The sequence below is a fragment of the Arthrobacter oryzae genome (genome assembly GCF_031454875.1).
GTDB lineage: Bacteria > Actinomycetota > Actinomycetes > Actinomycetales > Micrococcaceae > Arthrobacter > Arthrobacter oryzae_D.
This window is the reverse complement of sequence record NZ_JAVDRQ010000004.1, coordinates 306,735-333,598: the sequence shown is the minus strand read 5'-3', so window position 1 is coordinate 333,598 and position 26,864 is coordinate 306,735. Positions and strand designations below refer to the sequence as shown.

27 protein-coding genes, 1 tRNA gene, 1 pseudogene and 1 riboswitch are annotated in these 26,864 nt (G+C 66.4%); of the genes and pseudogenes, 13 read left to right on the top strand and 16 right to left on the bottom strand.

The window, feature by feature from the left end; translation table 11 throughout:
• Window positions 1–267: 267 nt before the first annotated feature.
• On the bottom strand, window positions 268–1,140 hold the full coding sequence (locus J2805_RS09735) for a winged helix-turn-helix domain-containing protein (protein WP_309975575.1): 873 nt from the start codon (window positions 1,138–1,140) through the stop codon (window positions 268–270).
• 683 nt (window positions 1,141–1,823) lie between these two features.
• On the opposite strand from J2805_RS09735, the pseudogene J2805_RS09730 reads away from it, so the two are divergent.
• The 5 genes and pseudogenes from J2805_RS09730 (at window position 1,824) to J2805_RS09710 (ending at window position 6,440) form a co-directional block, all read left to right on the top strand.
• A pseudogene (locus tag J2805_RS09730) lies at window positions 1,824–2,571 on the top strand (response regulator transcription factor).
• A gap of 3 nt (window positions 2,572–2,574) precedes the next feature.
• Window positions 2,575–4,107, top strand: coding sequence for a HAMP domain-containing sensor histidine kinase (locus J2805_RS09725; RefSeq protein WP_309975573.1), 1,533 nt, complete (start codon window positions 2,575–2,577; stop codon window positions 4,105–4,107).
• Between the two features lie 214 nt (window positions 4,108–4,321).
• Window positions 4,322–4,497: riboswitch (cyclic di-AMP (ydaO/yuaA leader) on the top strand.
• On the top strand, window positions 4,497–5,282 hold the full coding sequence (locus tag J2805_RS09720; protein ID WP_309975571.1) for an aggregation-promoting factor C-terminal-like domain-containing protein: 786 nt from the start codon (window positions 4,497–4,499) through the stop codon (window positions 5,280–5,282). (Overlaps the previous riboswitch by 1 nt.)
• Before the next feature lie 242 nt (window positions 5,283–5,524).
• A complete protein-coding gene (locus J2805_RS09715; RefSeq protein ID WP_309975570.1) occupies window positions 5,525–6,001 on the top strand; it encodes a hypothetical protein in 477 nt (158 codons plus the stop codon).
• 223 nt (window positions 6,002–6,224) lie between these two features.
• On the top strand, window positions 6,225–6,440 hold the full coding sequence (locus tag J2805_RS09710) for a hypothetical protein (protein ID WP_396134282.1): 216 nt from the start codon (window positions 6,225–6,227) through the stop codon (window positions 6,438–6,440).
• Here J2805_RS09710 and J2805_RS09705 read toward each other — a convergent pair.
• The 5 genes from J2805_RS09705 to J2805_RS09685 all read right to left on the bottom strand — a co-directional run bounded on the left by J2805_RS09705 (window position 6,427) and on the right by J2805_RS09685 (window position 9,611).
• On the bottom strand, window positions 6,427–6,795 hold the full coding sequence (locus tag J2805_RS09705) for a DUF7793 family protein (RefSeq protein ID WP_309975568.1): 369 nt from the start codon (window positions 6,793–6,795) through the stop codon (window positions 6,427–6,429). The two genes, J2805_RS09710 and J2805_RS09705, sit on opposite strands and share 14 nt — an antisense overlap.
• Before the next feature lie 64 nt (window positions 6,796–6,859).
• Window positions 6,860–7,564 (bottom strand): HAD-IA family hydrolase, encoded by a 705-nt coding sequence (locus tag J2805_RS09700; protein WP_309975566.1) that lies wholly within the window; start codon window positions 7,562–7,564, stop codon window positions 6,860–6,862.
• Between the two features lie 44 nt (window positions 7,565–7,608).
• Entirely contained in the window at window positions 7,609–7,986 is a 378-nt protein-coding gene (locus J2805_RS09695; protein ID WP_309975564.1) for a glyoxalase superfamily protein, read from the bottom strand.
• A 128-nt stretch (window positions 7,987–8,114) separates the two neighbouring features.
• A complete protein-coding gene (gene upp, locus J2805_RS09690; protein ID WP_011690514.1) occupies window positions 8,115–8,750 on the bottom strand; it encodes a uracil phosphoribosyltransferase in 636 nt (211 codons plus the stop codon).
• Window positions 8,751–8,762: 12 nt separating this feature from the next.
• Window positions 8,763–9,611, bottom strand: a complete 849-nt coding sequence (locus J2805_RS09685; RefSeq protein WP_396134281.1) for a phosphatase PAP2 family protein — start codon at window positions 9,609–9,611, stop codon at window positions 8,763–8,765.
• Window positions 9,612–9,672: 61 nt separating this feature from the next.
• On the opposite strand from J2805_RS09685, the gene tadA reads away from it, so the two are divergent.
• Complete coding sequence (gene tadA, locus J2805_RS09680; protein WP_309975562.1) at window positions 9,673–10,176, top strand: tRNA adenosine(34) deaminase TadA; 504 nt, start codon at window positions 9,673–9,675, stop codon at window positions 10,174–10,176.
• Here the strand turns inward: tadA and J2805_RS09675 are convergent.
• Genes J2805_RS09675 through J2805_RS09660 form a run of 4 tightly spaced genes read right to left on the bottom strand, consistent with a single transcriptional unit; the run spans window position 10,173 to window position 14,061 of the window.
• Window positions 10,173–11,441: a DNA glycosylase AlkZ-like family protein gene (locus tag J2805_RS09675; protein ID WP_309975559.1), complete on the bottom strand. Its 1,269-nt coding sequence runs from the start codon at window positions 11,439–11,441 to the stop codon at window positions 10,173–10,175. The two genes, tadA and J2805_RS09675, sit on opposite strands and share 4 nt — an antisense overlap.
• A 5-nt stretch (window positions 11,442–11,446) precedes the next feature.
• Window positions 11,447–12,625: a glycosyltransferase gene (locus J2805_RS09670; protein WP_309975557.1), complete on the bottom strand. Its 1,179-nt coding sequence runs from the start codon at window positions 12,623–12,625 to the stop codon at window positions 11,447–11,449.
• Between the two features lie 2 nt (window positions 12,626–12,627).
• Window positions 12,628–13,038 carry a 6-pyruvoyl trahydropterin synthase family protein gene (locus J2805_RS09665; protein ID WP_309975555.1) on the bottom strand — a complete coding sequence of 137 codons (411 nt, stop codon included), beginning with the start codon at window positions 13,036–13,038 and terminating at the stop codon, window positions 12,628–12,630.
• Between the two features lie 3 nt (window positions 13,039–13,041).
• Entirely contained in the window at window positions 13,042–14,061 is a 1,020-nt protein-coding gene (locus tag J2805_RS09660) for a zinc-dependent alcohol dehydrogenase (protein ID WP_309975553.1), read from the bottom strand.
• Between the two features lie 106 nt (window positions 14,062–14,167).
• Between J2805_RS09660 and J2805_RS09655 the strand changes: the two genes are divergently transcribed.
• A tRNA-Ser gene (locus J2805_RS09655) sits at window positions 14,168–14,257 on the top strand.
• Between the two features lie 82 nt (window positions 14,258–14,339).
• On the opposite strand, the gene J2805_RS09650 is transcribed toward J2805_RS09655, so the two are convergent.
• Window positions 14,340–15,116: a type 1 glutamine amidotransferase domain-containing protein gene (locus J2805_RS09650; RefSeq protein WP_309975551.1), complete on the bottom strand. Its 777-nt coding sequence runs from the start codon at window positions 15,114–15,116 to the stop codon at window positions 14,340–14,342.
• A gap of 217 nt (window positions 15,117–15,333) precedes the next feature.
• On the opposite strand from J2805_RS09650, the gene J2805_RS09645 reads away from it, so the two are divergent.
• The 5 genes from J2805_RS09645 to J2805_RS09625 all read left to right on the top strand — a co-directional run bounded on the left by J2805_RS09645 (window position 15,334) and on the right by J2805_RS09625 (window position 17,992).
• A complete protein-coding gene (locus J2805_RS09645) occupies window positions 15,334–15,897 on the top strand; it encodes a hypothetical protein (RefSeq protein WP_309975549.1) in 564 nt (187 codons plus the stop codon).
• A complete protein-coding gene (locus J2805_RS09640; RefSeq protein WP_309975547.1) occupies window positions 15,887–16,354 on the top strand; it encodes a hypothetical protein in 468 nt (155 codons plus the stop codon). The genes J2805_RS09645 and J2805_RS09640 overlap by 11 nt, the downstream gene beginning before the upstream one ends.
• An 11-nt stretch (window positions 16,355–16,365) precedes the next feature.
• Window positions 16,366–16,773, top strand: coding sequence for a hypothetical protein (locus J2805_RS09635; RefSeq protein WP_309975545.1), 408 nt, complete (start codon window positions 16,366–16,368; stop codon window positions 16,771–16,773).
• Window positions 16,770–17,075, top strand: coding sequence for an NIPSNAP family protein (locus J2805_RS09630; RefSeq protein ID WP_309975543.1), 306 nt, complete (start codon window positions 16,770–16,772; stop codon window positions 17,073–17,075). The genes J2805_RS09635 and J2805_RS09630 overlap by 4 nt, the downstream gene beginning before the upstream one ends.
• Before the next feature lie 335 nt (window positions 17,076–17,410).
• Window positions 17,411–17,992, top strand: a complete 582-nt coding sequence (locus tag J2805_RS09625) for an adenylate kinase (RefSeq protein ID WP_309975715.1) — start codon at window positions 17,411–17,413, stop codon at window positions 17,990–17,992.
• 4 nt (window positions 17,993–17,996) lie between these two features.
• Here J2805_RS09625 and J2805_RS09620 read toward each other — a convergent pair whose 3' ends face one another.
• From J2805_RS09620 to J2805_RS09600, 5 genes are all read right to left on the bottom strand, one after another.
• Window positions 17,997–19,457, bottom strand: coding sequence for an amidase (locus J2805_RS09620; protein ID WP_309975541.1), 1,461 nt, complete (start codon window positions 19,455–19,457; stop codon window positions 17,997–17,999).
• The gene (locus J2805_RS09615; protein WP_309975539.1) at window positions 19,454–20,686 is read right to left on the bottom strand and encodes a M20 family metallo-hydrolase; all 1,233 of its coding nucleotides are present in this window, start codon (window positions 20,684–20,686) and stop codon (window positions 19,454–19,456) included. Before J2805_RS09615 ends, J2805_RS09620 begins: the two co-directional genes overlap by 4 nt.
• 44 nt (window positions 20,687–20,730) lie before the next feature.
• The gene (locus tag J2805_RS09610; protein WP_309975537.1) at window positions 20,731–22,116 is read right to left on the bottom strand and encodes an MFS transporter; all 1,386 of its coding nucleotides are present in this window, start codon (window positions 22,114–22,116) and stop codon (window positions 20,731–20,733) included.
• 359 nt (window positions 22,117–22,475) lie between these two features.
• On the bottom strand, window positions 22,476–23,393 hold the full coding sequence (locus J2805_RS09605) for a LysR family transcriptional regulator (RefSeq protein ID WP_309975535.1): 918 nt from the start codon (window positions 23,391–23,393) through the stop codon (window positions 22,476–22,478).
• Window positions 23,394–23,470: 77 nt separating this feature from the next.
• Complete coding sequence (locus J2805_RS09600) at window positions 23,471–25,243, bottom strand: PucR family transcriptional regulator (RefSeq protein ID WP_309975534.1); 1,773 nt, start codon at window positions 25,241–25,243, stop codon at window positions 23,471–23,473.
• Window positions 25,244–25,364: 121 nt separating this feature from the next.
• Here J2805_RS09600 and J2805_RS09595 point away from each other — a divergent pair, with 121 nt between their 5' ends.
• Window positions 25,365–26,852 (top strand): CoA-acylating methylmalonate-semialdehyde dehydrogenase, encoded by a 1,488-nt coding sequence (locus J2805_RS09595; RefSeq protein ID WP_309975532.1) that lies wholly within the window; start codon window positions 25,365–25,367, stop codon window positions 26,850–26,852.
• Window positions 26,853–26,864 lie beyond the last annotated feature (12 nt).

Below are 26,864 nucleotides of genomic sequence, written 5' to 3'. Positions count from 1 at the left end.
CGCCCCCCCAAACAGCCGCGGAGGCACATACTTCAAGAGCCCACCCCGCGCGAAAACGGAATTGCGGTCAGGTGAGGGCGCTGTAGCGCAGCGGCGCATCCCGAAAGCGCCGTTGTTGCGCGGGCCCCCGCCGTCAGGGTTCCCTGGCCGAGCTTGCGAGGCTAGGGAGACGGTGGGAGGCAAGAGCGCAGGCGCCGAGGGATCGTGCCGCGAAAGCGAAAGCGCCCGCTCCCAGAAGGAACGGACGCTTTTGCGCGTTGTTTAAGGCTAGATGGAGTATTCCGGAGCGGCCCAGACAACGACCTCCGGGTGCTCGTAGAACCGGTAGCCCTGGCCACGGACCGTGCGCACGGTGTTGGCGAGGCGGCCCAGCTTGGAGCGGAGGCGGCGGATGTGGACGTCGATGGTGCGCTCGTTGGGGACCTCTTCGGCGTTGCGCCACAGGCCCTCGAGCAGCTCGTCGCGACCCACGGTGCGGGTACCGTTCTCGACGAGGTAGTTGAGGAGCTCGAACTCCTTGAAGGTCAGGTTCAGGGATTCGCCGTCGAGGTGGACCTCGCGGCGGGCCAGGTCGATGAGGACGCCGGAAGGCCGGGGATCCTGCGGCTGGGGCAGCCGGGCGGCTTCCGTCCGCTGGCGGGAGTTGACGGTGGGGTCACCGAAGGTGGACCGTACGACGTCGAGCGCGGAACCGGGGGCGCTGGCGGGGGCAACCGCCACCGCGGCGTAGCTTTCCGCACCGGAGACGAGGGACTGTGCGTAGGCCCGGATTTCCTGGGCAAGCTTTGCAATGGAAGTGCCGGCTGCTGCCGCGGTTTCCTCATCAATGCCCATGTAAAGGACAAACCCACGGGCAACGTTTTCGTTGGCAACGGGGCGGACGGCGCTGCCGTTGGCCGGTGCGATCACGGGGGTGGGCGCCGTCTGCGGGGCGGACTCGGCGGCGGGAACCGCTCGAAGCTGGCCGTACGAGTTCGGGTTGTAGCCCTGCGGCGCATAGCCGGGGGCCGGGAAGCTGTTGCCGGGGGCGGCCGGGGCGAACGCCGGGCGGGCACCGAAACCCTGGCGGAGGCCGGATGGCTGGCCACCCTTGTTGGCGTTTCGGACGGAGATGTGGACGTAACCAGATGCAACTGACATGGAATGCTTACCTCAATGTGAATGGCCGTCATCGCGGCTCGAATGCTGGCTTTCCCCGCAATGAGATCTGGGGAGTGGCGCCCTACGCTGGGCTTGGGCGAATGCCTAAAAACTTCTTGGGTGGGAAAGTTAGGCGTGCATTCGACAACAGCGCATGTCTTCGCCAGCAGGTGGGCTGGTCCAGGATTCTGCGGCTGCAGGTGCTGTTGAGTTCTTGTTCACAATTGAAGTGTGCAACGTAACAATGAAAACTTGCAAGTAACAATGGACCAGATCGTCCGCATCGTGAGACAGAATTCGGCATTGTGGCCCAAATCACGATTCTGGAATGCCAATAAAATAACAGGTGTTTTACAGAACGATCGATCGGATTTTGCGGATTGCCGAATTTTATTTGCTAGAAGGGGCCCAGGGAGGCCAAAAATTCAGCCAGCCTTGAATTGCTGAAATACGAGGTCCGCTGAGTACGGATGTCCAGCCCCCGCCCTGGCTTCACGGAAAAAACTTGCCCAAGGAACCCCGCATAGCCCCTCCAGATCAGTTTGACTGCCCTGTGAGCGTAGTGGCCACGTGCTGCCGCGACGCCCCATCCCCCGGTGCATTCAGCTCGCTACGCTGGGATTCACAGCTGGCCCACAGGATCCCCATAGCGCCGGCTAACCCGGAGATCGGAGAGTTGCCCCATGGCCACTTCGCACTCCATGACCAACAACCTTCCCCAGCTCACCCATTCCGACGGCTCCCCCATCCGCGCCCTGGTGGTTGACGACGAACCCAGCCTCTCCGAGCTCATGAGCATGGGCCTGCGGATGGCAGGGTGGTCCGTTGCCGTCGCAGGCGACGGCCCCGAGGCCGTGAAGCTCGCCAAGGAGTTCCGCCCGGATGTCCTGGTGCTGGACGTAATGCTCCCCGGGTTCGACGGCGTTGAGCTGCTCACGAGGATCCGCGCCTTCGCGCCGGAGGTACCCGCGCTGTTCCTGACGGCGAAAGACGCCGTCCAGGACCGCATCCTCGGCCTGGCTGCCGGCGGCGACGATTACGTCACCAAGCCCTTCAGCATGGAAGAAGTGCTCCTCCGCCTGCACCGGCTGGTCCAGCGCTCCGGTGTTGCCGCCATGGACACGGCGGAACTGGTGGTGGGCGACCTCGTCCTCAACATCGATACACGCGAGGTGACCCGGGCCGGCGGGGAACTGCAGCTGACGGCCACCCAGTTCGAACTCCTCCGCTACCTCATGGAGAACCCAAGCGGGTGGTCAGCAAGGCAGCAAGGCCCAGATCCTGGACCGTGTGTGGGACTACGACTTCGGCGGCCAGGCCAACATCGTGGAACTCTACATTTCGTACCTGCGCAAAAAGGTGGATGCAACGCACCCGCCCATGATCCACACGGTCCGCGGCGCAGGCTACGTCATCAAACCGGCGGATTAAGCGGTGCCCACACTTTCCGGGGTCGTAGGCCAGGAAGGCCGCCGCTGGCTCGATCCCTCAACCTGGCACCTGCGCACCCGACTGGTGCTCGTGGCCATGGCGTTGCTGGTGGCCATCTGCGGGGCGATCGGCCTGTTCAGTTACGTCTCCATGGATTCATTCCTGACCAGGCAGCTCGACGATCGCCTTGGCCAGGCATCGAGGCTGTCGAATGAGGCGGGCCGGCCACGGCTCGGCAACCCGGCCGGCAGGCCCGACCCTCTGGACGGCCCGGGCCAAGGCGTCGGGACGCTCATCGCGCGCATCGACAACGGAGATGTCAGCAGCGCCGGTTTCCTCGCAAGTGATGCCACCAGGGCTTCGCTGTCCCCCGAGGATGACCAGGTCCTGTTGGCCCTCCGACACGACGGAACGCCGGTTGACCGGACCCTCTCCGCCGGCACCTTCCGGCTGGTGGCCGTGGAGGCGCCGTACGGAGACGTAATCGTTACCGGACTTCCCCTCGGCCCAAAGCAGAACACGCTCAGCTCTTTAGTGTGGACAATGGGGATCGTCTCGATGGGAGGCCTGGTACTGATCGGCCTTGCCGGAACGGTCCTGATCCGCCGGACCATGAAGCCGCTCGAGCAGCTGTCCGAAGTGGCAACGCAGGTTTCGCAGCTCCCACTCGACGCCGGCGAGGTTGCCCTCGCGGTGCGCGTGCCGCCGTCGAACGCGCACCCTGGAACTGAAGTGGGTAGCGTGGGCCACGCCCTCAACCTCATGCTGGACAACGTCTCCCGGGCGCTTGAAGCCAGGCAGCAGAGCGAGACCAAGGTGCGCCAGTTCGTGGCCGATGCCTCGCACGAGCTGCGCACGCCGCTCACGGCCATCCGCGGCTACACAGAACTCATGCGGATGACCGAGGACTTCACGCCGGACGGCAAGAAGTCCCTGGCCAGGGTGCAAAGCCAGTCCGAACGGATGACCACCCTGGTGGAGGATCTCCTGCTGCTGGCCCGGCTGGATGAAGGACAGCCGCTCAAAATCAGCGACGTGGACCTGACGCAGCTGGTGGTGGAGACCGTCAGCGACGAGAAGGTGATGGCACCGGACCGCATCTGGCAGCTCGAATTGCCCGACGAACCGGTAGTGGTCCGCGGGGACGCGGAACAGCTGCACCAGGTGCTGGCCAACCTGCTCTCCAATGCCCGCAAGCACACGGACCCCGGAACCACAGTTGTTACCGGTGTGATGCGTTCCGCTGACGGCAGTGCCGTGGTAACCGTGACGGACAACGGTGCCGGGATCCCGCCGGAATTTGTGGAACGGGTCTTCGCCCGCTTTGCCCGGGCAGACGCCGCCCGGACCAGCAGGGCAGGTTCCGCATCCGGTTTAGGGGCCGCGGGCGCGGCGGCCGCCGAGGGCACCAGCGGGCTAGGCCTCTCGATCGTGCACTCGATCGTTGAAGCGCACGGCGGAACGGTCGAGGTCACCTCCCGTCCGGGACGCACCGAGTTCGCGCTGCGCCTCCCCTGCGAACCGCCGGCAGCCTAGCTCGCAACGCACTATTCCGGACCCCGGAATCACGGCCGGTCGTGGCCCGTTCTGGCCGGCCGGGCCTTTTTCGTGAGGGAGCGAATGCGGGGCGGGGCGGGCGCAAGTCAACGCGCCGTCATCGTGATCCTCGTTACCGAAATGTGACTTAAGGTTCGATCTCCTGTACGGTTTTTAGAGTGCGGCCACCGTTCCGGCCGCATATCCGGATGGACGCCAAACTCTGCCGCTACCCGGATTTCCTCATGATTAGGCAGAGGCGGGGGACCCAGGTCTCCGGGCATTCTGCATCAGTCGCCCTCGGGGTGAAGCCGACACGTGAAGTTCCGTGCGGCCGGATGACCTCATCCGAACCCGACAGCTAACTCCGCCGGCATCGAGAGGCAACCATGACTAAATCCACGCCAGAAGTACGTCCAGCGCGCCCTTCCAACAAGGCCGCGACGCCCGCGGAACGCTCCCGCCACCGCGCTGAATCAGTCAAGACAACGTCCCCGCTGTCCCGCTTCGCCGCCAGCGTGCAGGGCTCCGGCCGCCGCGCTGCAGTGATAGCCACGGCATGCGCCGTGCTGATCGGCGTCGGTGCCGCCGGCCAGGCTTCCGAGCCCACCGCACCGGCAACCTCGGCGACTGGTGCTGAAAGCGCCGGAACCACCGCTGACACCGAGTCGAAGCTTGCGTTCGAAAAGATCCTCGTTTCGGCCATGCCGGCACCGGCGTCCGTGAGCGTATCCCCGCAGTCGTCTGAGGAGAAGCCGTCCGAGGAGGCGGCATCCGAGGAGCCGGTTGCGGAAGCCCCGGCCCCCGCCCCGGCACCTGCAGCGGCTCCGGAACCCGCACCGGCTCCCGCCCCGCCTGTTGCCGTGGACGACCCCGCAGCTGCACAGGCCTATGCAGCCTCGCAGCTCGGCAACTACGGCTGGGCCGCCGACCAGATGCAGTGCCTGGTCACGCTGTGGACGAAGGAATCCGATTGGAAGACCACTGCCATGAACCCCAGCAGTGGCGCGTACGGCATTGTCCAGTCGTTGCCGGCCGAAAAGATGGCCAGCGCCGGCGGGGACTACCTGACCAACTTCCGCACCCAGATCAACTGGGGCCTGAACTACGTCAAGGAGCGTTACGGCTCCCCCTGTGACGCCCTGAATTTCCACTACGCCAACAACTGGTACTAAACCGGCCCATCTCCGCCGGACCAGGTCCGCATCAGCCGAAGGCTCCGAATCCACGTGATTCGGGGCCTTCGGCCGTCTGGTGGACATGTCCCTCCTGCGGGTTCGGCATGCCGTTGCGCGCGCCTTCCGGGATCACAAGGTTTTCACAAGGTTGCGGGGTGACTCTTGGTCGCCGCCGCTTTCAATCGTCTTCCAAGCGGCAGCCGGCCACCCGCCGTCGTCACGATCTAGGGAGCACAACAATGAAAAGATGGTTAGTTCCAACGGCCGTCCTGGCCTCAATCTTCGCTGCCGCCGCTCCGGCCGCTGCCGCACCCTCGGGCCCGCCGATATCGCTGGAGGGCGTCGAAATTACACGACAGTGCGGCGTCCAAGGGTCTGGCGGCTTCCTCGTAACTGGGGTTCTGTCCGGCAGTTTCAAGGACATCACGCTACCAAGCGGGACGATCCTTTCGCCGTCCCCCGCGCTTAAAGTGACGCTGACGGCAGAAAATGGAAACACCGTAAGTTACGTCATCACCGGTGTCACACGCGTCACCACATTCACGGATCGCACAGAAGTGGTAGCCACCGGCCGAAATCTCATAAGCAGGCCCAATATCGGCGGACTGTACATAACGTCCGGAAACGTGAGTTTCACGAACAACCCAGACGGGTCTGAGCAGATTCCGTTCTCTGGACCGGGGCGGGTCATCGACGTCTGCGATGTTCTGTCCTAAACAACCAAACCGCGGCGGCGGTGCGCCCACCAACGAGGGTGGGCGCCCCGCCGCCGCCTCGTCTCAGTTCCCGTTCATCGAGTCGACGAGTTCCACAGCAGGTCCACAGCTGCGGCCTAAATCCTTCATGTGCACCGGCCGCATAGTGGAACCATGACGCTCACAGACCAGGCCCCGGGGATCCTGCCGCAGACGCAACTGCGGGCCGCCGTCGGCTCCGGGTGTGCACGAGGTGCCGGTGGACTGGGTAAACGACGCCGACGCCGGCGTGGATCTTGTCCGGAACGCACTCGCCGATCTGCGCGGCATGGGCCGCCTTGGCCGCGACCTGGCGACCGGCCGCATACCGGTTCCCGAACTTCGCTCAGCCCTGGACAGCAATTCCGCGCCCGCAGCTCCGGCTGAACCACCTTCAATCGCCGCGGCTACTCGCCCCTAAGCCACGTCATCGCTTCATCCGCGCAGGTGAAATAGCGTGTCGGAGCAGCCGGCGAATGCATGCTGAGAAAGAAATTGGCCATGGCCCGGTCCACCGGTGACGATCCGAGGAGCGCCACCCGTTCCACTGTGCTGGGACGGGCGAAGACCCGCCGTGCACCGCGGCTCATGGACGTTGCTGCGGCCATGTCCACCAGCATCGGATAGGGGCGCCCGCCGCTCAGCTTCTTCACGGCCGCCATGACGGCTGTCGCGGCATCCTCGGATATGGCCAGGCCTTGAACCCACTGCACATGAAGGACACCCTTGCGTAGGACGACAGTCCCTCTGGCACCGTCAATCGAAACCTCGGTCATCCTATCCCCCCAGATAGCGTCAGCGTCTTCACTGACCCTAGCGGACAGAAGGCCGATTGAAACGTCAGAACCGGAAGAAAATCGTCCTCACGCCGTCGCCGTCCACTTCCGTGGTCACGGACACGGCGGAATAGTCGTCTATGTGCAGAACGCCGTCCGGCAGTTCACCGGTGTTGGGCCCGATGGCAACGGTCCTGATGCCGGCAGCAAGTCCGGCCGCAATGCCTGCGGGGGCGTCCTCAAAGACCAACGCGTCGGCCGGGTCCACACCGAGCAGTTCGGCCGCCCTGAGGTAGCCTTCCGGGTGGGGCTTGCCTCGGGTGACGAGCTCAGCCGTGACGGCGGTGACGGGCATGGCCAGTCCCGCGGCGCCCATCCGGATATCGGCCAGGATCCGGTCGGCGGACGTCACCAGGGCGACGGCGTCTGCCGGCAGGCTGCGCAACAGTTCAGCGGCGCCGGGCAACGCGACAATGCCTTCGGTCCTGACCCGTTCCATGGCGCCGAGCTCCGCGGTGAGCGCAACGACGTCGGTACCGGCCGGCGCAAACCGCCTCACCGTGTCCCCGGCCTGCACACCGTGCGAGGTCCGGAGGATCTCGGCGAGGTCCAGCCCGTAGCGGGCAGCAAGTTCGCCCCACACCTGCTCCACAATGGCCGTGGAATCAACCAGGGTGCCGTCCATGTCGAACAGCACGGCGCGGGCGGCAAGGGTTGTTCCAGACGGTATGGCGGTGAGGGGGCTAGCGGCGTCAGCAGGAAAGCTCATGCTTCCATCCTGCCCCACACGGGGGCGTGGCAGGATTTTGTGACTCAGCCGTTCGGCCTTTGGGGCAGGTACTGCACGGCCCATTTGTTGCCGTCGGGATCTGCGAAGTAGACGAAGTGGCCCCAGTCCTGGACGTCGATCTCGCTGACGTCCACGCCGTTGTCCTTGAGCTGCTTGTGCGCGGCCTGGATGTCGCTGACCACGACCTGCAGGCTCGGGGCGGTCCCGGGAGGGGCATCGTTCAGGCCTTCGCCTATGGCGATCGAACAGGCCGAGCCCGGCGGGGTCAGTTGGACGAAGCGGATGCCGTCCATGGGCCGCTCGTCGTAGTCGGCGTTGAAGCCCACTTTGTTGACATAAAAATCCTTGGCGCGGTCCACGTCGGACACAGGGACAAACACGAGTTCAAGTTTCCAGTCCATGGGGCACAGGCTAACCGGGGCCGTCGGAAACCGGAAGGGGGCAATCGCTTCGCCGGTTGTACCTCGTCCCCTCAACCTGCGCCGGGAAAGCGGCACGCCCTGCCAGCCGACGGCCAGCAGGGCCCGTGTTAGCCGGCGATGCCGTAGAGGCGGTCCCCTGCGTCACCGAGTCCGGGCACGATGTAGGACTTCTCGTTGAGCTTCTCGTCAATGGAGGCCAGGACGATGGTCACGTTGGCGTCCGAGAGTTCTTCCTCCAGCTTGGCCAGCCCCTCGGGCGCGGCCAGCAGGCAGATGCACGTCACGTCCGACGCGCCGCGCTTGAACAGGAACTTGATGGCTTCGCGCAGCGTGCCGCCCGTTGCCAGCATGGGGTCCAGCACGAAGATCTGCCGGTCCGTCAGGTTCTCGGGGAGGCGCTCCGCGTAGGTGATGATGTCCAGCGTCTCCTCATCACGGGCCATTCCCAGGAACCCGACCTCGGCCGTGGGCACGAGTTTGGTCATGCCCTCGAGCATGCCCAGGCCGGCGCGGAGGATGGGAACCACCAGCGGAGTGGGCTTGGTGAACGCGGTGCCGATCGTGGTGCTCACCGGCGTTTCGATGGTGACCGGCTCGGTGCGGACGTCCCGGGTGGCCTCATACGCGAGGAGCGTGACAAGTTCCTCGGTGAGTTGCCGGAAGACCGGGGAGGGGGTGTTTTTGTCCCGCAGAACGGTGAGCTTGTGAGCGACCAGCGGGTGGTCCACGACGAGTGTGCGCATGGGTCAAAACTATCACCCGGCGCTGGCGTCCCCGCCCCGGGCGCGGTGGGGTTCGCCACCGCCGTCGGCCCCGCTGTCGCCTTCCCGTCCGTGGTGCGCACCGGGCTCTTCCCGGAGCAACGGATGGTCGAACGTTGGCGCCGGTCCGGCATGTTCGCGGTGCCGGATTATGTGGAACAGCCTGTGCGCCAGGATCACGATGCCGACCCACGCGAAGCCAAGGAGCCATCCGGCAATAACGTCGGTGAGCCAGTGATGGCCCAGGAAGACCCGGCTCAGGCCCATGGCGATGATGAAGGCCGCACCGACCGTGATGAGGGACACGCGAATCGCTGTCCGTTCCAGTTGGATGCACGCCAGGTACACGATCAAACCGATCACTACGGTGGTGTTGAGTGTGTGCCCGCTGGGGAAGGACGGGGAAGTTTCATACGGGGGAACGGCATCGGCATGGTCCGGCCGAGTGCGGCCGAACAGTTTTTTGCCAAACGTGGTGGCAAGGGTGGAGACAGCCGCCGCGCCTCCTACCAGAATCAGGGGGCGCCAGGTGCGCCCTGCGAACGTCAGCCAGGCCGTCAGGACACTGGCCAGGATGGGCATTCCGATGCCGCCGCCAATGTTGGTGAAGGCAGTGACAGCGGAATTGAGCTCGGGGCTGCGCAGGTCCTCCGACAGTGCGAGCGCCGGTTTATCCAGGTTGGCGAGGCCCGCCTCGTCCACCACGTCCTCGTAGACTTCGGCACCCATAAAAGCCAATGTGATAACAATGGCGCCGCCAATCAGCATGGTGATCCAGAGGGCAGCGTAGGGAACAACCCACCGCCCCCAGCGGTCCGAAATATGGTCAGTCAAGATCTTCACGTCGTCTCCCGGGCTCATCCGTCGTCTGCGCCTGCCGTACCTTCGAAACTATCATTGAGCCATGACTTCCCCGGAGCCCCGCCATGCCGAGTGGATGGGCATTGCCCTGACCGAGGCACGGCGCGCCCTGGCCACCGAGGATGTGCCGATCGGCGCCGTCGTGATCGGTCCTGACGGCGCCGTGCTGGGTACCGGAAGGAACGAACGGGAAGCGCACGGGGATCCCACGGCGCACGCCGAGATGGTGGCGATCCGTGAGGCGGCCGCCCGGCTGCAGGTGTCGGGAGCCCAGACCGGCGGAAGCGACGGCTGGCGGCTGGCGGACTGCACCCTCGTGGTGACCCTGGAACCCTGTGCCATGTGCGCCGGTGCCATTGTGCTGGCGAGGATCCCGCGCGTGGTGTTCGGCGCGTGGGATGAGAAGGCGGGGGCCGCCGGTTCGGTGTTCGACATCCTCCGCGAGCGCCGGCTCAACCACTGGGTGGAGGTCTACGCGGGCGTGCGGGAGCAGGAGTGTGCCGCGCTGCTGCGGGATTTCTTCGCCGGCCACCGGCAGGTCAGCTAACCGGCATTCGCCGCATCCAGGGCATCAATACGCTCCCGCCGCGACGCGGGCGAATCCAGGCTGAAGGAACGGAAGTCACCCAGGTCCTCCCGAATCCACGCTTCCACCTCGGCGATCCGGTGCCCGATGCGCGGCGAAGATCCGCCGAACAGCCAGTGGGCGATCCTCTGCCCTGCGGGATCGTACTGCCAGAGTCCGATGATCCGGCCCCTGTCCAGGATGGGGTGGTCCGGCAGGTCCGGCTGCTCCGCCAGGGCGGCCCGGAGCAGTGTCGCACCACCGTCGCCGTCCGCGAAAAGGTCCGCGGCGTTCCGCCGCTGTATAACGAGCGAATCCGTCCCGGCAAGGAGCTGGATCTGTTCTTCGGCGGGCACGTCGAAAGCCGCGAGGCGGTCGACGTCGTCGGGCAGCATCCACAGCGCTTCGCCCTTGGCGGCAGGATGGGCGGTGGGCACCTCAACGGCACCGACCGCGGCCAGGGCCGCCCTGCTCTGGGCGACTGTGAACCCGGAGAACCACTGGGATTGCTTGAGCGTGGCACCGCCGGTCCAACCCAGATACCTGCTCATCAGCTCAGTGCGGGCGCCGTCAACGTCCACCATGCTCGGCGGCAGATCCCACAGGGTGTAGGCGTAGCGCTGCTGGTCCAGACGACCGTTGGCGGGGACGCGGCGGATCCGGCCGTCGCGCTGCAGCAGCCCGAGGGCAGTGGGAAGGGTGGTGGATACGCCCTGCCTTTTGCCCTCCTCGCCAAGGCTCCGAACGGAATCGCCCAGTGCATCCTTGAGCTGCTTAGGATCCAACGGCCGGCCGGCTTCCGCCAGGGCATGCAGCACCTGCTCCTCAAGCAGCGTGAGTTCTCCCCGGTCCACTCCCAGCCGTCCGAGCACCCTGAAGACTTCGGCGGAGTCCTTGCCCAGCTGCAGCGCCCACGCGAAGTCGTCCGCACCCAGGATGTAGGTGCAGCCGCGGGCGCTGGGGAGTTCGTAGATCCGCAGCGCCAGGACGTCGGCATCAACCTGTTCGCGCCGGATCCCGGCACGGGCGAACAGCGTGAGGTAGGGGTTGGCACCGCCCAGGGAACGTGCCCAGCCGGCCCTGGCCAGGACTTCGGCTGCGCTATGGCCGGCGAGGCTGCCGTCGAGGCCCTGTTTGTGCCAGGCCCAAGCGCGCAGGCGTTCCGACGTGAGCGTGTGTGCGGGCGGCGGGCGGACGTCTGCGGGACTAGCCGCTGGAGTCTCAGCAGTGAGGGGCTCGGTTGCCATAGGGGTCATTGTCCATCAGCCGGTACGGCAACGGAATGACCCGGCGCAGTCCGGTTGCGCGGCGCGTTCTGTCCCGGCCGTTCCGCTGCAATGCTGTCCAGCACGGTCCTGGCTGTTGCGTCCCAGCCAGGCAGCCTGGTGCGCGCAGCATGCGCGGCGTCGCGCCACCGCGTGCGAACGTCGGGATCCGTGAGCCAGCCGCGGAGAACCCGTGTCAGCGGGGCAGGGTCCGTATCCAGTACGACGGCGGCGCCCGGCAGCTCGGGTCCCCCGCCGCCGTCGGGAGCTGCTGCCCCCGGCGAGCCCGCCGTATCCGGTGACCCCGCCGCGAGTGCTTCGACGGCGCCGGTGCCGGCCCGCACCACCACCGGGATTCCACGGGCGAGGGACTCCGTGACCACCATCCCGTAGGCCTCTGCCCGCGAAACGAGCAGGCTGAGATCGGCACGGTGCCATGCCCCGTCCAGTGCCTCCCCGCTGAGCTCGCCGCGGACTGTCACCCGTTCGGCCAGCCCGAGCCGGGTTACCGCGCTGCTGACCGCGCGGGCATAGTCGGCGTCAGCGGAATCGGAGCCCACCAGTGCCGCGGTCCAGGGCAGGTCCGTTAGTCCGGCGAGCGCCTCAAGCAGCAGGAGCTGGTCCTTGTTCGGCAGCAGCGCGGCCACCGCCACCAGGTGCGGCGGGTTCGAACCGGCCGCAGGCCTGGCGGCATCAGTGCCTGGCAGCGCCACGTGGATCGGGGCAGGGCAGCGTTTGTCCCGGGCTGCCGCGGCCGTCGTCGAACTGGTGCAGATCACGCCTGCGGAGGCCGCCAGTGCGCGTTGCTCCAGGTCCGGGTGCGTTGCCAGCGGCATGTGCAGCAGGATCCACGCGGGTTTTCCCGCGGCGGCTGCCTCTTCCATCTGCAGCGGCGCGCCCAGCGCCACCAGACCGTCCACGATGGTCACCGGCGTACCGGCCGCCCCCTCGGCGCCGGCTTCGCGCAGCAGCCCGGCCAGCCGCCGTCGTTCTTCCTCGAGGCCCACCGGCCAGTGGCCGTCAACGGGCCAGACTTCCACCTCCGCGCCGAGGGCGGTGAGCCCGCGGACCAGCGCGGCGTTGTAGGCGTTGCCGCCTGAGTGGTGCAGCACGTTGCCCGGCACGATCAGCCGGACCGCCAGCCTGGCCGTGCGGGTCCCGGTCATTTTTACTCGGCTCTTTGCTCGGCGTCGAAGTCGAGCGCGAACGACGCCCAGGCGTCGGGGTTCTCACGGAGGGTGACGTCCAGTCCCGACAATGCCCGGCCGTCCTCCCCGACCCGGACCTTGGCTGCGACGGTCTCGGCGATGTACTGAGCCAGCGCTTCGGTTGTAGTCAGCTTCCCGGCAAAGTCAGGGTGCTCGTCCAGGTTTTTGTAGTTCAGGCCGGCCAGCACTTCCTCAATGAGCCCGCCGGCGGCACCGATGTCCAGGACGATGGCGTCGTCGTTCAGCGACCGACGGCGGAAGGTCACCTCCGCCACGAAGGTGGCCCCGTGCAGGCCCTGGGCGGGGCCGAACGCCTCGCGCGGCAGGCTGTGGGCAATCATGAAGTGGCGGCGGACGGTCAGGCTGAACAAAGGTTACCTCTTGTCTTCGGCGGGGTATTCAGTGTCGGGGTATTCAATGACGTGGCAGAGCGCATCCAGGTTGCCGTCGGCCAGTTTATGGACGACGGCAGGAAGTTCCGCAAAGGGGGACGACCCGGTGATGAAGGTGTCGTAAACGGGATCGCTGAGCAGGGACACGGCCAGCGCCAGGCGGTCGGCGTTGGTCCGGCGGTGGCGGCGTGAACGGGCCACGACCCCCACCTGGCTGGCCCGGATGGAGAGCCGGCGGGCGTGGAAGTCCTCCCCCAGCGGGATGGTGACCTGCTTGTCCGCGTACCAGGACATCTCGATGACGTCCCCCTCGTCGCCCACCAGCTGCAGGCTCCGTTCGAGGCCTTCCTGGGAGGCCGAACAGTGGATCACGATGTCACAGTCGGCCAGGGCGTCGTCGGGGTGGGCGAAGTCGACGCCGAGGGTGTCGGCGAAGGCGCGCTTCGCCGGGTCGATGTCGATCAGCTGGAGACGCTGCAGCGGAAAAGTGCGCAGGAGGGTGGCCACCATGCCGCCGACCAGGCCGGCGCCGACGACGGCCACGCGGTCGCCCAGCCGTGGCCCGGCTTCCCATAGTGCGTTGACGGCGGTTTCCACCGTTCCGGTGAGAACCGCCCTCCGAGCCGGGACGTTGTCCGGGACCACGGTCAGGGATTCAACCGGCACAATGTAGCGGTCCTGGTGCGGGTGCAGGCAGAACACCGTGCGGCCCACCCATTCCTCCGGGCCTGCCTCCACGGTTCCCACCGAGAGGTAGCCGTACTTCACCGGTGATGGAAAGGACCCCTCCTGAAGGGGCGCCCGCATCTGTTCGGCAACCCGTGGCGGCACATTGCCGCAGTGGACCACAGTTTCGGTGCCCTTGCTGATGCCCGAATAGAGGGCACGGACCAGCGCTTCACCCGGGCCCGGCGCGGGCAGGTCCTCGCTCCGGAGCTCGCCTTTTTCGTGGCCGACGGTCCAATAGGCCCTGGCTTGGGAATGGTGCTGGGAATTGATCATCTTGCTTACGAATCTAGTCCCCGTCGGGTGCGCGGGGAAGACATCCGGCCCCCGGCGCGCCGTCGTTTTGGGGAAGCGAGCCATGCTCCGGTAACCTATTCAGGTTGGTGACGTGTCCGAGCGGCCGAAGGTGCAACACTCGAAATGTTGTTTGGTGTCAAAGCCAACGTGGGTTCAAATCCCACCGTCACCGCCACGTAGCGAGGCCCCGGGTTTTCTTTCGTTTGAAAGGGAACCCGGGGCCTTTGCTTTGCCTGAAATTTGCCCCGCTGCGGGCGTTAGTGCTCCGCTTCCGCGGCCGCCTTCTTGGCGTTTTTCTCGGCGTCCTTCTCGGCGCGCAGCGCCTCCGCATCGTGCTGTTCCTCGGCTTTTTCCTTGTGGATGACCTCTGCCAGGAGCTTCTCCATCTCCTTGGCGACGCCGGCGGCTGACGCCGGATTCTGGCCGGTCACCAGCCGGTCGTCCACCACAACCTTCTCTTCAAAGACACCAGCGGACACGTGGGTCGCGCCCTGTTCCTCAAGCCGGTCGGCCAAAAAGAACGGGATGACCTTGTCCTTCCCTGCGGCAACCTCCTCGTCGTTGGTGAAGGCGGCGACCTTCCTGCCCTCGACCAGCCGAAAGCCGTTGTCCAGTTCGACGTTCAGCAGACCGGCCGGCCCATGGCAGACAGCGCCCACCACGCCGCCTGCGTTATAGACGCTGGCTAAGAGGTTCTGCAAGCCTTCGCTGTCCGGGAAGTCCCACATGGTGCCGTGGCCTCCCACGAGATAGACGGCGTCGTACTGTTCGGGATCAACGACGTCGACGCGGGCCGTGTTGTAGAGACCGGCGCGCGTGGTCTCGTCCTCCGTAAAGGCAACCTGGATGGGATCGCCTGAATCCACCTCGTCGCGCGGGGGCTGGCCGCCCTGGATGGACGCGAAGTCGACGAAATGCCCGGAATCCTTGAAGACCTTCCAGGGGTGAGCCGCCTCGGCCACGTTGTAGCCGGTCTTCTCTCCGGTATCGCCGATCTCGGAAACGCTGGTCAGTACCATGAGGATTTTCTTCATGAAGTGCTCCTATCGTCTAAATTCCACCCTACGCCTAGCCCAAACTCAGGTCTTCCCTCCCCTGATAGACATGGCCTGCCGCATCTTCGTTAGGCTGAGGGATGTGTGTACGGCAGGCGGCCGGTGATTCGCCGTCTCCTGTGGTCGCATCGTGTGGGGGCGCGCCGCCTTCGCGCGTCTTCGGACATCCTCTTACGAGAACGGACATTGCGGACAAATGCCCGGCACTGAACCCCAACAGCATCCAGGACTGCGCAAGTACTGGTACGGCTACGGAGGGTGGAGCAAAGAGGTTGTCATCCACGCCTACAGTCATGAGGAGTGGGGCTTGGGAGGCCACAGTGCCACCGAATCCGCCAACACGGCCAACAGCTTTGTTGGCCAGAGCATCGTTGCCCTGCTGATGACGGTCCCCGCTATCCTGGCCCCTCTCGGAATACTCTTCGGGATCCTTGCCCTGATCATGTCCTTCCCGGATCCGGGGGACATGGGTATGGGCTTGATCATCATGCTGGGCTCCGCGGTATGCACCGTCCTGTTCACTGGCGGCTGGTTCGCCAGTGTTACGGCCCTTCGCGCTGAACTCCGTGCCCGCAAGCTCCGCAAGCCCAAGGGGCTGCCCAAACCGGCGTACGCGGTCACCGACGATAAGGCACGCAGATGGTTCGAGGAGCACCCCGGAACCCTGGAGATCACCCGGGAGAACTTCCCTGATAGCACCCGCCCCTTTCCCGGGGAGCCGGGATATGTCGAACCCAAGAGGACCGGCCATGCTTTTTGACCGTGAGCGTGAGCGGCGCAACGATGCCGTGTACGCCGAACACAAGAGGGCTGTAGCGGCCGGTGAGAAGCGTGTTCTCCGGAGGACCAGCACCGGCGACCTGCACAGTTACCCGGGTGACGAGATCGGCTTCACCCCCGGCCGCGGCCAGGCCCAAGTCAGCAGCTGGTGGGGCATGGGGATACTCGCGGTCATCTCGGGGATCGGATTCATCACCATGTGTTGGCTGTTCCAGCGCCCCCTGTGGGCAGGTGAAGCACCCGAGTGGGGTGCGTTGTGGCCCATTGGGCTCTCAGGGTTCTTCACTCCCTATGCGTTCATTCTGGCCCGTGACGAATACCGGGCGACCCAGCTCCGCAAGCGCCATGGGTCCCCAAAACCCGGCACCGGCAGCGTCGACACTGATCTCCTTGAGTTGGGGCAGAAAAGTCCCGACCGACCCGACATGTCCCGATAGGATTCGTTCCGATGTTCAACCAGGATAAGCAGTTCCGCAGGCCTGACGGCACCCTGTACGACCCGAGCAGCTTCAACGTGCGCCAGTACGAGGAGCAGTACGGTCCCGGTGGCGTGCCGGAGGGATACGCCATGGATGCCATCACGCCTGTGCAGAGCCCGGGACTGATCATCGCACTCGGAGTCTTCACGTCGCTCGTCTCCGTCGGCCTGCTCAGTGTGAGCCTCATGGTTATCGGGTCGGGCGGGGAACTGAAGCTCATCCTGTTTGCGTTCGCTGTCGGCATCGGCGGGCTGGCGATGTCGGTGCAGGCATTCAGAATCGCCGTAAAGCGGCGGCGCTGGCTGCGGCAGCAACAGACCGAAGCGGCCGGGGTGAACGTCCCGGCACGCCCCCTAACGAAAGAGGACCATCCGTGATCACAGTGCACCTTCGATATGAGATTGATGCAAGCAAGCTCGCTGACTTTGAAGAATATGGACGGCGGTGGATCCGCCTCGTCAACAGGCTGGGCGGATCGCATCACGGCTATTTCCTTCCGAGCGAAGGTGACAGCGACGAGGCCTTCGCCCTGTTCACCTTCCCGTCACTCGCCGATTACGAGAAGTACCGATCGGCTGCGGCCGTGGATCCCGAGTGCATCGAGGCCTACCGATTCGCGACGGAAACGAACTGCATCCGACGGTACGAGCGAAGGTTCCTCTCACCCATGTTCGAGTAACCGACGAAGAAGCTGACAGGGTGGCACTTCTAGTGGTGATGGGACCTGGCGCGGATGATCCCGGCAGATAGCCCTGCCGCGGCTATCAGGGATCCAAGCATGATGGCTACGCCTGAGAAGTAGTCAGTGATCGTCATTTCGGTACACCTTCCATCTAGTGGTGTACCGAAGGTACCCACGCAAACCCTGCCGCCGCGCAGGATCGCCGAAAGATTTGCTCACGATTGGGACACGGAACGGGCGAGGCACCCCGCCCCTTGTGCTGAGCACGTCCCGGCGGACACCATGGAGGGACACCTTTCAATGGCGCCCAAGGAGTGGTCTCACTGATGCGAATGCTGATCTTGGGCCCTCCGGGGTGCGGCAAGGGCACCCAGGCTGAACGCCTGTCCCGGCGCCTCCGCATACACGGCGTATCCACGGGGGACGTCTTCCGCGCGCACGTGAAGAACCTGACGCCGCTGGGCCGTGACGTCATGGCGCATCTGGACGCGGGCGATTTCGTCCCCGACAGCCTCACGAACCGCATGGTGCGAGACCGCCTGAACGAGGATGACGTCCGCGACGGCTTCCTTCTGGACGGATACCCCCGCAATACGGCGCAGCTGGCTGAGCTCGACATCATCCTTGCCGCCAACGGGCAGGCCTTGGATGTTGCGCTCCAGCTGACGGCCGACGACGCCGAGCTGGTCCGCCGGGTGCTCCACCGCGCCACCCTGACCGGACGCAGCGATGATACCGAAGACGTGATCCGGCACCGCCTGGAGCTCTACTACCGCGAGACTGAGCCCGTGGCTTCGGCGTACTCGCAGCGCGGAATCCTCCTGAGCGTTGACGGCATGGGCAACGAGGACGAGGTCTTCGACCGGCTCCTCGCAGCACTCCGGGAGTCATTCCCTTCGGCTGTACCCGACTAAGCCGCTAAGCCATCGCAAGAATGTCCGGCCGCCTCGCAGCCCACGGCCGCAACGCTTCCACGGCCGCACCGACGGTAAACACCGTGGCGTCGTCGTAGGGGTGCCCCACGATCTGTACGCCCGCGGGGATGCCGCAGTCCGCCATGCCGCTGGGCACAGCCAGCACCGGGCAGCGGTTGGCGATGTTGAACGGCGCCGTCATGTGCGCCTCCCAGTAATGCTCGAGCTGCCGGCCGCCGGCGTCGATCCCGTCCAGGTACATGCCGTCCGCATCCAGTCCGGCGACGGCGGAGGCGGGGCAGATCAGGGCGTCAAAACCGGTCATGGCGGCGGCCAGTTCCGCCTGCAGTCGGGTCTCCGCGCGGATGCCGTCCACAAAGCGGTTCCCGTCGGCGGCCCGGCGGGCGTCCGCCATAAAGCGGCGGGTGTAGGGGGCAAGGAGATCGGTTGAGCCTTCTGTTTCATCCTCCATGGCCGGGCCCAGCAGGTAGCCGAAGTGCGTAAACATCGTGCGGCTGATGGACTCCGTGGTCCACGGGAGTTCGATCTCCTCCACAACGGCGCCGGCGTCCCGCAAGGCCGCAGCGACGGCGCGGGTGTTGGCCTCGACGTCGGGCGCCACCGGGTAGTTCCCCAGCCTGATGCACAGGGCGATCCTCATCCCGGCGACCGAAGCCGCGGCGACGGAGGCGCCGCCGTCGTGCGTTTCCAGTCCCGCGACCGCAAGCCCGGGCGAGTCAGCGAGCGAGGTGTGGTCCCCCGGGTGCCGGCCCGCCATGACGTTGGCCAGCAGGGCGGTGTCCGCGACGGTCCGGGCCATGGGCCCGTCGCCGCGGTAGTGGTCGGCGGAGAGCGGCGCCAGGCCGGGGATCCGCCCGTACGGCGCCTTATAGCCCACCGTCCCCGTGAACGACGCCGGCAGGCGGGTTGAGCCGGCAATGTCCGAGGCCGTAGCCAGCGGAGCCAGCCCGGCCGCCAGAGCGGCCCCGGAGCCGCCGGAGGAGCCGCCGGGCGAGAACTGCAGGTTCCAGGGGTTCCGGGTGACTCCCCACAGCGGACTGTGGGTGACAGTCGCGCAGCTGTATTCGGGCGTGGTGGTGCGGGCGTGGATGATGCCGCCCGCACGCCGGATCCGGTCGATGACCGGATGGTCTTCCGCTGCCAGCTCGTCCTTCCTGGCCACGAGTCCCTGCGAGAGCGTCCGGCCTTTGAGCCCATGCTTTTCCTTGGCGGCCACCGGCAGGCCGAGCAGCGGGGTGAGGTCCCTGCCGCGGGCGTATTTGGCGGCGGCCAGCCGGGCTGCGGGCAGCGCTTCCTCGAAGAGCGTTTCCGTCAGGGCGTTGATTTCGCCGTTGACGGCCTCCGTCCGCGCAATCACGGCTTCCGTCAGCTCCACCGGGGAGAGCTCCCGGGTGCGGAACAGCCGCAGCGCCGTGGCGGCATCGAGGTAGTGCAATTCCGTCATGCCAGGGCTCCGCCGACGAGCTCGCGGGCCACGCCGGTCAGCATGTCCACACCCGCCACCATGTCGGCATCGGTGGTGAATTCGCGTTCGCAGTGCGAGACACCGTCCACGCTGGGAATGAACAGCATCACCGACGGTGCCACGGTGTTCATCGCGACCGAGTCATGGCCGGCCATGGTCTGGATCCGCCGGGCGGAGAGCCCAAGGTTGGCGGCGACTTTGTCGGCCAGATCCAGCCCGGCCTCGGGGAAGCGGCGAATGGGCCGGATGTCGAAGTCCTTCACGTTGACCTTGATGTCGTGCTCGCGGGCCAGCACGTCGATCTTCGCCAGGAGCGTGGCCCGGGCTGCCTTAACGATTTCCGGATCGCCGGAGCGCAGGTCCGCCACGAGGTGCACCCTGCGCGCCACCACGATCGGGGAATTCGGTTCCAGGGTCAGCTGGCCCACGGAGGACACCAGTGCCTCGTCCTCGAAGTCGCCGGTGACGTCGTGCACCATCAGGATGATCTTCGACGCCGCCACCAGGGCGTCGTGCCTGTCCGCCATGGCGGTGGCGCCCGTGTGGGACTGCTCCCCCAGTACCTCGATGTCCAGCTTCTGCGTGTACCAGCTGCTGTCCACCAGGCCAATGTTGATGCCTTCCCGCTCCAGGATCCGGCCCTGTTCGATGTGGATCTCCGCGTAGCTCGCCACCTCCGGGCCCTCGGCGGCACCCAGGTATCCGATGCCGTCCAGGGCTTCGCGGACGGTGACCCCCTGCAGGTCCCGGACGTCGAGCATCCGTTCCCGCTCCAGCAGGCCGGCGAAGACCGAACTTCCCATGATGCTCGGCGCGAACCGTCCGCCTTCCTCGTTGAACCAGTTCACCACCGCCAGGTTGAAACGGGGCGCTTCACCGCCCTCCGCAACCTCGGCATCCACCCGGCGCGCCGCGTGCAGTGCGGCGATCACGCCGTACGCGCCGTCGAAACGGCCGCCCAGCGGCTGGCTGTCCAGGTGTGATCCGATCAGCACGTACGGCGCGCCGGGCGTCCACTCCAGCAGCCCGAACATGTTGCCGATGCCGTCCACCCGGAGTTCCCAGCCGGCGTCGTGCACACAGGCCGCAAACCAGTCGCGCGTCTGCGCGTCCTCGGCCGTGGCCGCCTGGCGGTCAACACCGTTGTTGGGGGTGGCCCCGATGGTGGCCACGTGGTGGAAGTCGGAAAGGAAAGCTGCTGAAGTCATGGAAAGTCCTTTGTGTATTGCTGTGAAGAGGGCGGGCGGCGGGCTTAGCCCATGCGTCCGCGGGTCTCGGGCACCTTGGTGAACAGCACCAGGAGGAGTACGACGGCGGCAGCGGCCGCCATGTAGAAGCCCGGCGCGTGCGGTACGCCGGTTCCTCCCACGAGGGCGGTGCCGATGAACGGTGCGGTGCCGCCGAAGAGGGCGTAGGCGCCGTTGTAGCTGATGGCCGCCGACGTGAAGCGGGTGCGGGTGGTGAAGATCTCGACGAAGAAGGTGTAGCAGCCGCCGCCGTAGATGCAGAGCGCGACTACGAACAGGGACTGTCCCAGCAGGGCCAGGGGCAGGCTGCCGCTGGTGACCAGCATGAAGCTCGGCACGGACAGCACGGCGAGGGCGAGGGAACCGGCGATGAGCATCGGCTTGCGGCCGAAGCGGTCCCCGAGGCGGCCGCCGATCGGCAGGAGGATGGCGTAGAGGGCCAGTGCTGCGGCGTTCACCATGAGCGACTGTTCGCGGCTGAGGTGGCCGGTGGTCTGCACGTAGGAGACAAAGTAGGCCGAGAGGAAGTAGAAGCCCATGGCCGTCAGGCCCATCACGAAGATGACCTGCACCATGCGGAGGCGGTTCTCACGGAAAGCCTCGCGGACGGGGCTGAATTCCTTGGTCCGTGCGGCCTTGGCTTCGTTGAACGCGTCGCTTTCCACGGTTCGGCTGCGGATCCAGACTCCGAAGAGCGCCAGCGGCAGTGCGAGCAGGAACGGCAGGCGCCAACCCCAGGCCATAAAGTCTTCGTTGGGCATCGACTGGCTGAGGATCAGGATCATGGTGCCGGCAACCACCGAGGGCAGGGCGGTGGCGGCGATGGTGATGTTGAGCCAGAAGCCGCGCTTGTTGACCGGGGCGTGCTCGAAGACGAAGGACGGCGCACCCACGGATTCACCGCCGGCTGAGAAGCCCTGGATCAGGCGGCAGAGCACCAGGAGTGCAGGGGCCCAGGCGCCGATCTGGCCGTAGGTGGGCAGGAGCCCCATCAGCGCGGTCGCACCGCCGATGGCAACCAGGGTGATGGTCAGGACGCGGCGGCGGCCGATCCTGTCGCCGAGCGCGCCGAAGAACAGGCCGCCGATGGGGCGGACCACGAACGCGACGCCGAACGTGGCGAAGGTGGCCAGCATGGCGGCGACCGGGTTGCTGCCGGGGAAGAACAGCTGCGAGAAGATCACGGCGGTGAGGCCGTAGAGGGTGAAGTCGTAGAACTCGATGAACTGGCCGATGCTTCCGCCGGCCAGGACCCGCTTCTGCATCCTGGTGGTGCCGGCGCTTCCGGGGCGGGCGGTGTCCTTCCCGAGGGTCGCGGTGCCGGGACCGGCAGACTTGGTGCCCGGCTCAGCGGCCGGCTGTGGCTGGTTTGTGATGTCGTTGATGGTCATGAGAGCCACGCTAGGTTTGCCGTGTTTCCGGTAGCCGATGCCGCGTTACGGGCGTTTGAAGAAATTTCCGCGGACGTTGCCGCGCTGTTGCTGCGACCCACCTGTCCGGACATGCTTCGGACACATTGTGTGTGATTCGGAACCATTGAATCTCCTTTGATCAACATGGTCAGTTCGCTTGGGGGTTTCGGCCAAAGCCGTGTTTGCGGGGTTCTCACCGCTGGAGGATTCCCAGATCCACCGGGTTGCATCAACTGTGTGTGATCCCGTTCACATCTGTCCAATTGATTGTTTTTGAGCAAGCGATCGATTTTGTCAATGCCTAATTGACCGGTTTGGGGCGGGCCCGGCCGTTCCGGTCAGTTGCGTGATGCCCCGTAAAGGCGGAGGCAGGTCTCTTCAAAGGCCAGGGCACGCCGCGTCGGCTGCACACCCTCGGGGCGGACCAGCATCACTTCGATCGGCGGGAAATTGTCCGTCAGGGTCAGTGCCACCACCTTGCCGCCGGAGTACGTCATGTCGCTGTGGAGCCGCTGGTTCAGCAGTGCGTATCCGTGGCCCTTCGCCACAAACGACCGGACCGTCTCATACCCGGCGAAACGGTGGCGGACGTTGGGCGCCACACCGGCCATGACATAGAGCTGCTCGAAGTACTCCCGGCTGTGTGGCAGGTCCAGCACCACGGAGGGTTCGCCGTCGAGCTCCCGGAGTGAAATGGTCTTCTCGGGGCGCGCCGCGGCGGGATGCTCGGCATGCACCAGCACGTGCGGCGGGACGCGTTCCAGCACCTGGTGCGTAAAGCCGCGGCCCAGGCCGAGGCCGTACGTCAGGGCGACGTCGCACTGGCCTTCCAGCAGGGCCGTTTGGAGGCTGGCCAGGTCGGCTTCCAGGAAGGAAACCTCAACGCCGGGGTGCTGCACCTCGAACGTCTGCAGGATCGCCGGAAGCCTGAAGGGCGCCAGCGGAGCAAACACCCCCACTTTGAGCTCCCCCACCAGGCTGGCGGCCAGGCCGCGGGCGGATTCGTAGAGCGAGTCAGCGTGCTCCAGCAGCACCTTGATGTCCTGCGCAAGCTGCCGGCCGGACGGCGTCAGGCGCAGGCCGCGGGTCCTGAGCCGCACGAACAGCTGGGTGGACAGGCTGGCTTCAAGCTGGGCCATCGCGGTGGACAGGGTGGACTGTGTAACGAGCAGCCGGTCCGCGGCCGCGGTCATGTTCTCAAGCTCCGCTACCACCGCGAAATACCGCAGCTGGGTCAGGGTGAAGGGCTTAGCCATCCGTCAAGGTTCGCATTCTGCGGCATCGGCCGCGGTCGGGGAGTTGTGGGGTGGTCTGGTTGGGTCGGGGGGTGGGGTCACAGTGCGCGGAGCCGGTGCAGCAGGAGGGCGACGTGCAGCGAGGTCCGGGATTCGGCGTCGTCAAGGTCCACCGCCAGGAGTTCCTCCAGCCGGGCCAGCCGGGCGTAAAGCGTTGGCCGGCTCAGATAGCCGCTGCGCGCCAGTGCCGCCTTGTTTCCGCCGGACTCGAGGTATTGGCCGAGCAGCTCCAGGTGCCCGCCGTTCCCCCGGGCCTCGGCCTGCAGCAGCATTTCCAGTTCGGACTCCACAAACTGCTGGACGCGCGGATCGTTGCGCAGCAGCGCCAGCAACCCCCTGAGCCGGACGTCTGTGGCCCGGTACAACGGCTTCCTGGTCCCCCTCAGCGTCGCCGCTGTTTCGGCGACATGCGCAGCCTCATCAATACCCGCTGCTGCCTCGAGCAGGGAACCCCGGGGACGTCCGACGCCGATGGTCCAGTTGGGTGCCGCTGCCCCGCGAAGGCGGATGGCGCCGTCGTCCGCTGCTTGCGTTCCGCTGTCGCCGCCTTGCACCGCCAGGGCGTCCGCCAGCCGCTGCAGCGTGGCCTCCTCGAGCTGCTTCGCCGGGAGCGCGAGGATCATGCCCACCGACCCGGACTGGATACTGGCGGTCAGCGCGCTGCCGGCCGTGGACCTGACCACTTTGGCCAGCAGTTCCAGGAGGGCGCGTTCCTCCTGCTGGCCGGCGAGCGGGTCACGGGACTGGGCGCCGTCGGACGTTGCCGCAGCCTGCACGGACGCACCGCTTCGGTACACGATCGGCACATACAGCGGCGAACGCTTCAGGCCCAGGGCGCCGGCGCGCGCCAGCGCCTCCGCCTCACCAAGTCCCCGCGGGTGGCGCAGGGCGTTCAGCAGCCCGGCCTGGGCCTGCTGGCTGAGTTCGCGCCGGTCCCGCTCGGCGAGGCGGTTGATCGCCAGGGTCTGTGCCGCACGCTCAAGGACCATGGCCGCGGTTTCCTCGTCGTCCGGGGCCAGGGGGTGGTCCGGGGCTACCGGAAGGACCAGCCGCCCCCACAGCTGCTCCCGGACACCCACCGGAACCTGCAGCCAGTTCTCCGGTCCGGTGCGCACCGTTCGCGCGGCCGAGGGCGTGGTCCGCGACCGGCGTTCCCAGTCATGCAGGAGCTCCGTGGTGGCAAGCCCCTGCGCCGAGTAGGCAAGGACCAGGTGGGACAGGTCCTCCAGCACCACCGGCGCGCCGATCATTCCGGCAGCCTGCTCCACGACCCGCTCGGTGCCGGCGCTTTCCAGGCTGAGGACGGTGAAGGCCTCGTGTACGTCGCGGGCGCGTTCCACGCGTTCGAGCTGCTCCGCCACGATCATCCGGTGCACCACCTCGGTGACCTCTACGAAGCGCACCCGCCGCTGCACCACGATCACCGGCAGCGTGCATGACTTCGCCGCGGCCTGCAGCGCGGCCAGGCTGCGGGCCCGTTCGCCCACCAGTTCCACGATCAGCCCCGCCGCCGAGGACTCCTCCAGGGACCTGATGAACGACGCCGTGGCTTCCGGCTCCTTCTCCAGCTCCAGTCCGGTGGTGAGCACCAGCTCACCCCCGGAGAGAAGGCTGGAAATGTCCAGCAGCTCGCTGACATGGACCCAACGCACCGGCGCATCGAGGCCGGCTGCTGCGGGAACGGCGCCGCCGTCCGCGGCCGCTGCGGAAGCGGCAGCACTGCCGGCGGCGGTGCCGCCGCCGCCGAGAACCTGCGGCGAGGCAGCACGAAGCACGGGGAGGCCCAGGATGGCGCGGAGGGTTGGCAGCATTTACACAGTGTAACGGCCGTCACGTTTTCCTTTACACATCGCCCCTTATGGCGGGTATGCTCCGACGACAGACTGGAGGCAACGCATCAAGCGACCACAAGCCACCACCTGAGGAGATTCCTTGAACATCGTCGAGCACTGGATCAACGGCAGCTATGTCCCGGTCGGCGAGCGCACCGCGCCCGTCACCAACCCCGCCACTGGGAAAGTCACCGCCCAGGTGGCACTGGCCAGCACCGAGGACAGCAACGCCGCCATTGCCGCCGCGAAGGCCGCCTTCCCTGCCTGGCGTGACACGTCCCTGGCCCGCCGCACCCAGGTCCTCTTCGCTTTCCGCGAGCTGCTCAACTCCCGCAAGGACGAGCTGGCCGCCATCATCACCTCGGAGCACGGCAAGGTCCTGGACGATGCCCTGGGCGAGGTGACCCGCGGCCAGGAAGTGGTCGAGTTCGCCTGCGGCATCCCGCACCTACTCAAGGGCAGCTACACCGAAAATGCGTCCACGAAGGTGGACGTCCACTCCGTCCGACAGGCCCTCGGCCCGGTGGCAATCATCAGCCCGTTCAACTTCCCGGCCATGGTCCCCATGTGGTTCTTCCCGCTCGCCATCGCCGCGGGCAACACCGTGATCATCAAGCCGAGCGAGAAGGATCCCACGGCTGTCAACTGGATGGCCGAGCTGTGGAAGGAAGCCGGGCTGCCGGACGGCGTCTTCAACGTCCTGCACGGCGACAAGGTTGCCGTGGACGCCCTCCTCACCCACCCCGATGTCAAGGCCGTGTCCTTCGTCGGCTCCACACCGATCGCCAAGTACGTCTACCAGACCGCCACGGCCCACGGTAAGCGCGTTCAGGCCCTCGGCGGCGCCAAGAACCACATGATTGTGCTGCCCGACGCCGACCTGGACCTCGCGGCGGACGCTGCGGTCAACGCCGGCTTCGGCTCCGCCGGTGAGCGCTGCATGGCGATCTCGGCCCTGCTGGCCGTGGGCGACATCGCCGACGAACTCGTGGCCAAGATTGCCCAGCGCGCCAACTCCCTGCGCACCGGCGACGGCCTGCGCGGCTGCGACATGGGTCCGCTCGTCACAGCCCAGCACCGGGACAAGGTGGCCGGCTACGTGGACGCAGGCGAAGCGGCCGGCGCAACTGTCGTCGTCGACGGCCGCACCATCTCCCCCGACGCCGAAGGCGAGGGCTTCTTCGTGGGCCCCACCCTCTTCGACAACGTCACCACCGACATGTCCATCTACCAGGACGAGATCTTCGGCCCCGTCCTCTCCGTGCTTCGGGTGGACACCTATGACCAGGCCCTCGAGCTGATCAACAACAACCCCTACGGCAACGGCACCACGATCTTCACGAACGACGGCGGCGCGGCCCGCCGCTTCGAGAACGAGGTGGAGGTGGGCATGGTGGGCATCAACGTTCCCGTCCCGGTTCCGATGGCCTACTACTCCTTCGGCGGCTGGAAGAACTCTCTGTTCGGCGACACCCATGCCCACGGCACCGAGGGCGTGGGCTTCTTCACCCGCGGCAAGGCCGTTACCTCGCGCTGGCTTGATCCCAGCCACGGCGGCATCAACCTCGGCTTCCCGCAGAATGCCTGACCGGCGCCCCTT

Excerpts from the sequence above, each read along its gene's own strand:
- J2805_RS09735 (WP_309975575.1), bottom strand. The coding sequence starts at position 1,140 with ATGTCAGTTGCATCTGGTTACGTCCACATCTCCGTCCGAAACGCCAAC.
- J2805_RS09720 (WP_309975571.1), top strand. The coding sequence starts at position 4,497 with ATGACTAAATCCACGCCAGAAGTACGTCCAGCGCGCCCTTCCAACAAG.
- J2805_RS09715 (WP_309975570.1), top strand. The coding sequence starts at position 5,525 with ATGAAAAGATGGTTAGTTCCAACGGCCGTCCTGGCCTCAATCTTCGCT.
- J2805_RS09705 (WP_309975568.1), bottom strand. The coding sequence starts at position 6,795 with ATGACCGAGGTTTCGATTGACGGTGCCAGAGGGACTGTCGTCCTACGC.
- J2805_RS09700 (WP_309975566.1), bottom strand. The coding sequence starts at position 7,564 with ATGAGCTTTCCTGCTGACGCCGCTAGCCCCCTCACCGCCATACCGTCT.
- J2805_RS09695 (WP_309975564.1), bottom strand. The coding sequence starts at position 7,986 with ATGGACTGGAAACTTGAACTCGTGTTTGTCCCTGTGTCCGACGTGGAC.
- upp (WP_011690514.1), bottom strand. The coding sequence starts at position 8,750 with ATGCGCACACTCGTCGTGGACCACCCGCTGGTCGCTCACAAGCTCACC.
- tadA (WP_309975562.1), top strand. The coding sequence starts at position 9,673 with ATGACTTCCCCGGAGCCCCGCCATGCCGAGTGGATGGGCATTGCCCTG.
- J2805_RS09675 (WP_309975559.1), bottom strand. The coding sequence starts at position 11,441 with ATGGCAACCGAGCCCCTCACTGCTGAGACTCCAGCGGCTAGTCCCGCA.
- J2805_RS09670 (WP_309975557.1), bottom strand. The coding sequence starts at position 12,625 with ATGACCGGGACCCGCACGGCCAGGCTGGCGGTCCGGCTGATCGTGCCG.
- J2805_RS09660 (WP_309975553.1), bottom strand. The coding sequence starts at position 14,061 with ATGATCAATTCCCAGCACCATTCCCAAGCCAGGGCCTATTGGACCGTC.
- J2805_RS09650 (WP_309975551.1), bottom strand. The coding sequence starts at position 15,116 with ATGAAGAAAATCCTCATGGTACTGACCAGCGTTTCCGAGATCGGCGAT.
- J2805_RS09645 (WP_309975549.1), top strand. The coding sequence starts at position 15,334 with ATGCCCGGCACTGAACCCCAACAGCATCCAGGACTGCGCAAGTACTGG.
- J2805_RS09640 (WP_309975547.1), top strand. The coding sequence starts at position 15,887 with ATGCTTTTTGACCGTGAGCGTGAGCGGCGCAACGATGCCGTGTACGCC.
- J2805_RS09635 (WP_309975545.1), top strand. The coding sequence starts at position 16,366 with ATGTTCAACCAGGATAAGCAGTTCCGCAGGCCTGACGGCACCCTGTAC.
- J2805_RS09625 (WP_309975715.1), top strand. The coding sequence starts at position 17,411 with ATGCTGATCTTGGGCCCTCCGGGGTGCGGCAAGGGCACCCAGGCTGAA.
- J2805_RS09620 (WP_309975541.1), bottom strand. The coding sequence starts at position 19,457 with ATGACGGAATTGCACTACCTCGATGCCGCCACGGCGCTGCGGCTGTTC.
- J2805_RS09615 (WP_309975539.1), bottom strand. The coding sequence starts at position 20,686 with ATGACTTCAGCAGCTTTCCTTTCCGACTTCCACCACGTGGCCACCATC.
- J2805_RS09610 (WP_309975537.1), bottom strand. The coding sequence starts at position 22,116 with ATGACCATCAACGACATCACAAACCAGCCACAGCCGGCCGCTGAGCCG.
- J2805_RS09605 (WP_309975535.1), bottom strand. The coding sequence starts at position 23,393 with ATGGCTAAGCCCTTCACCCTGACCCAGCTGCGGTATTTCGCGGTGGTA.
- J2805_RS09600 (WP_309975534.1), bottom strand. The coding sequence starts at position 25,243 with ATGCTGCCAACCCTCCGCGCCATCCTGGGCCTCCCCGTGCTTCGTGCT.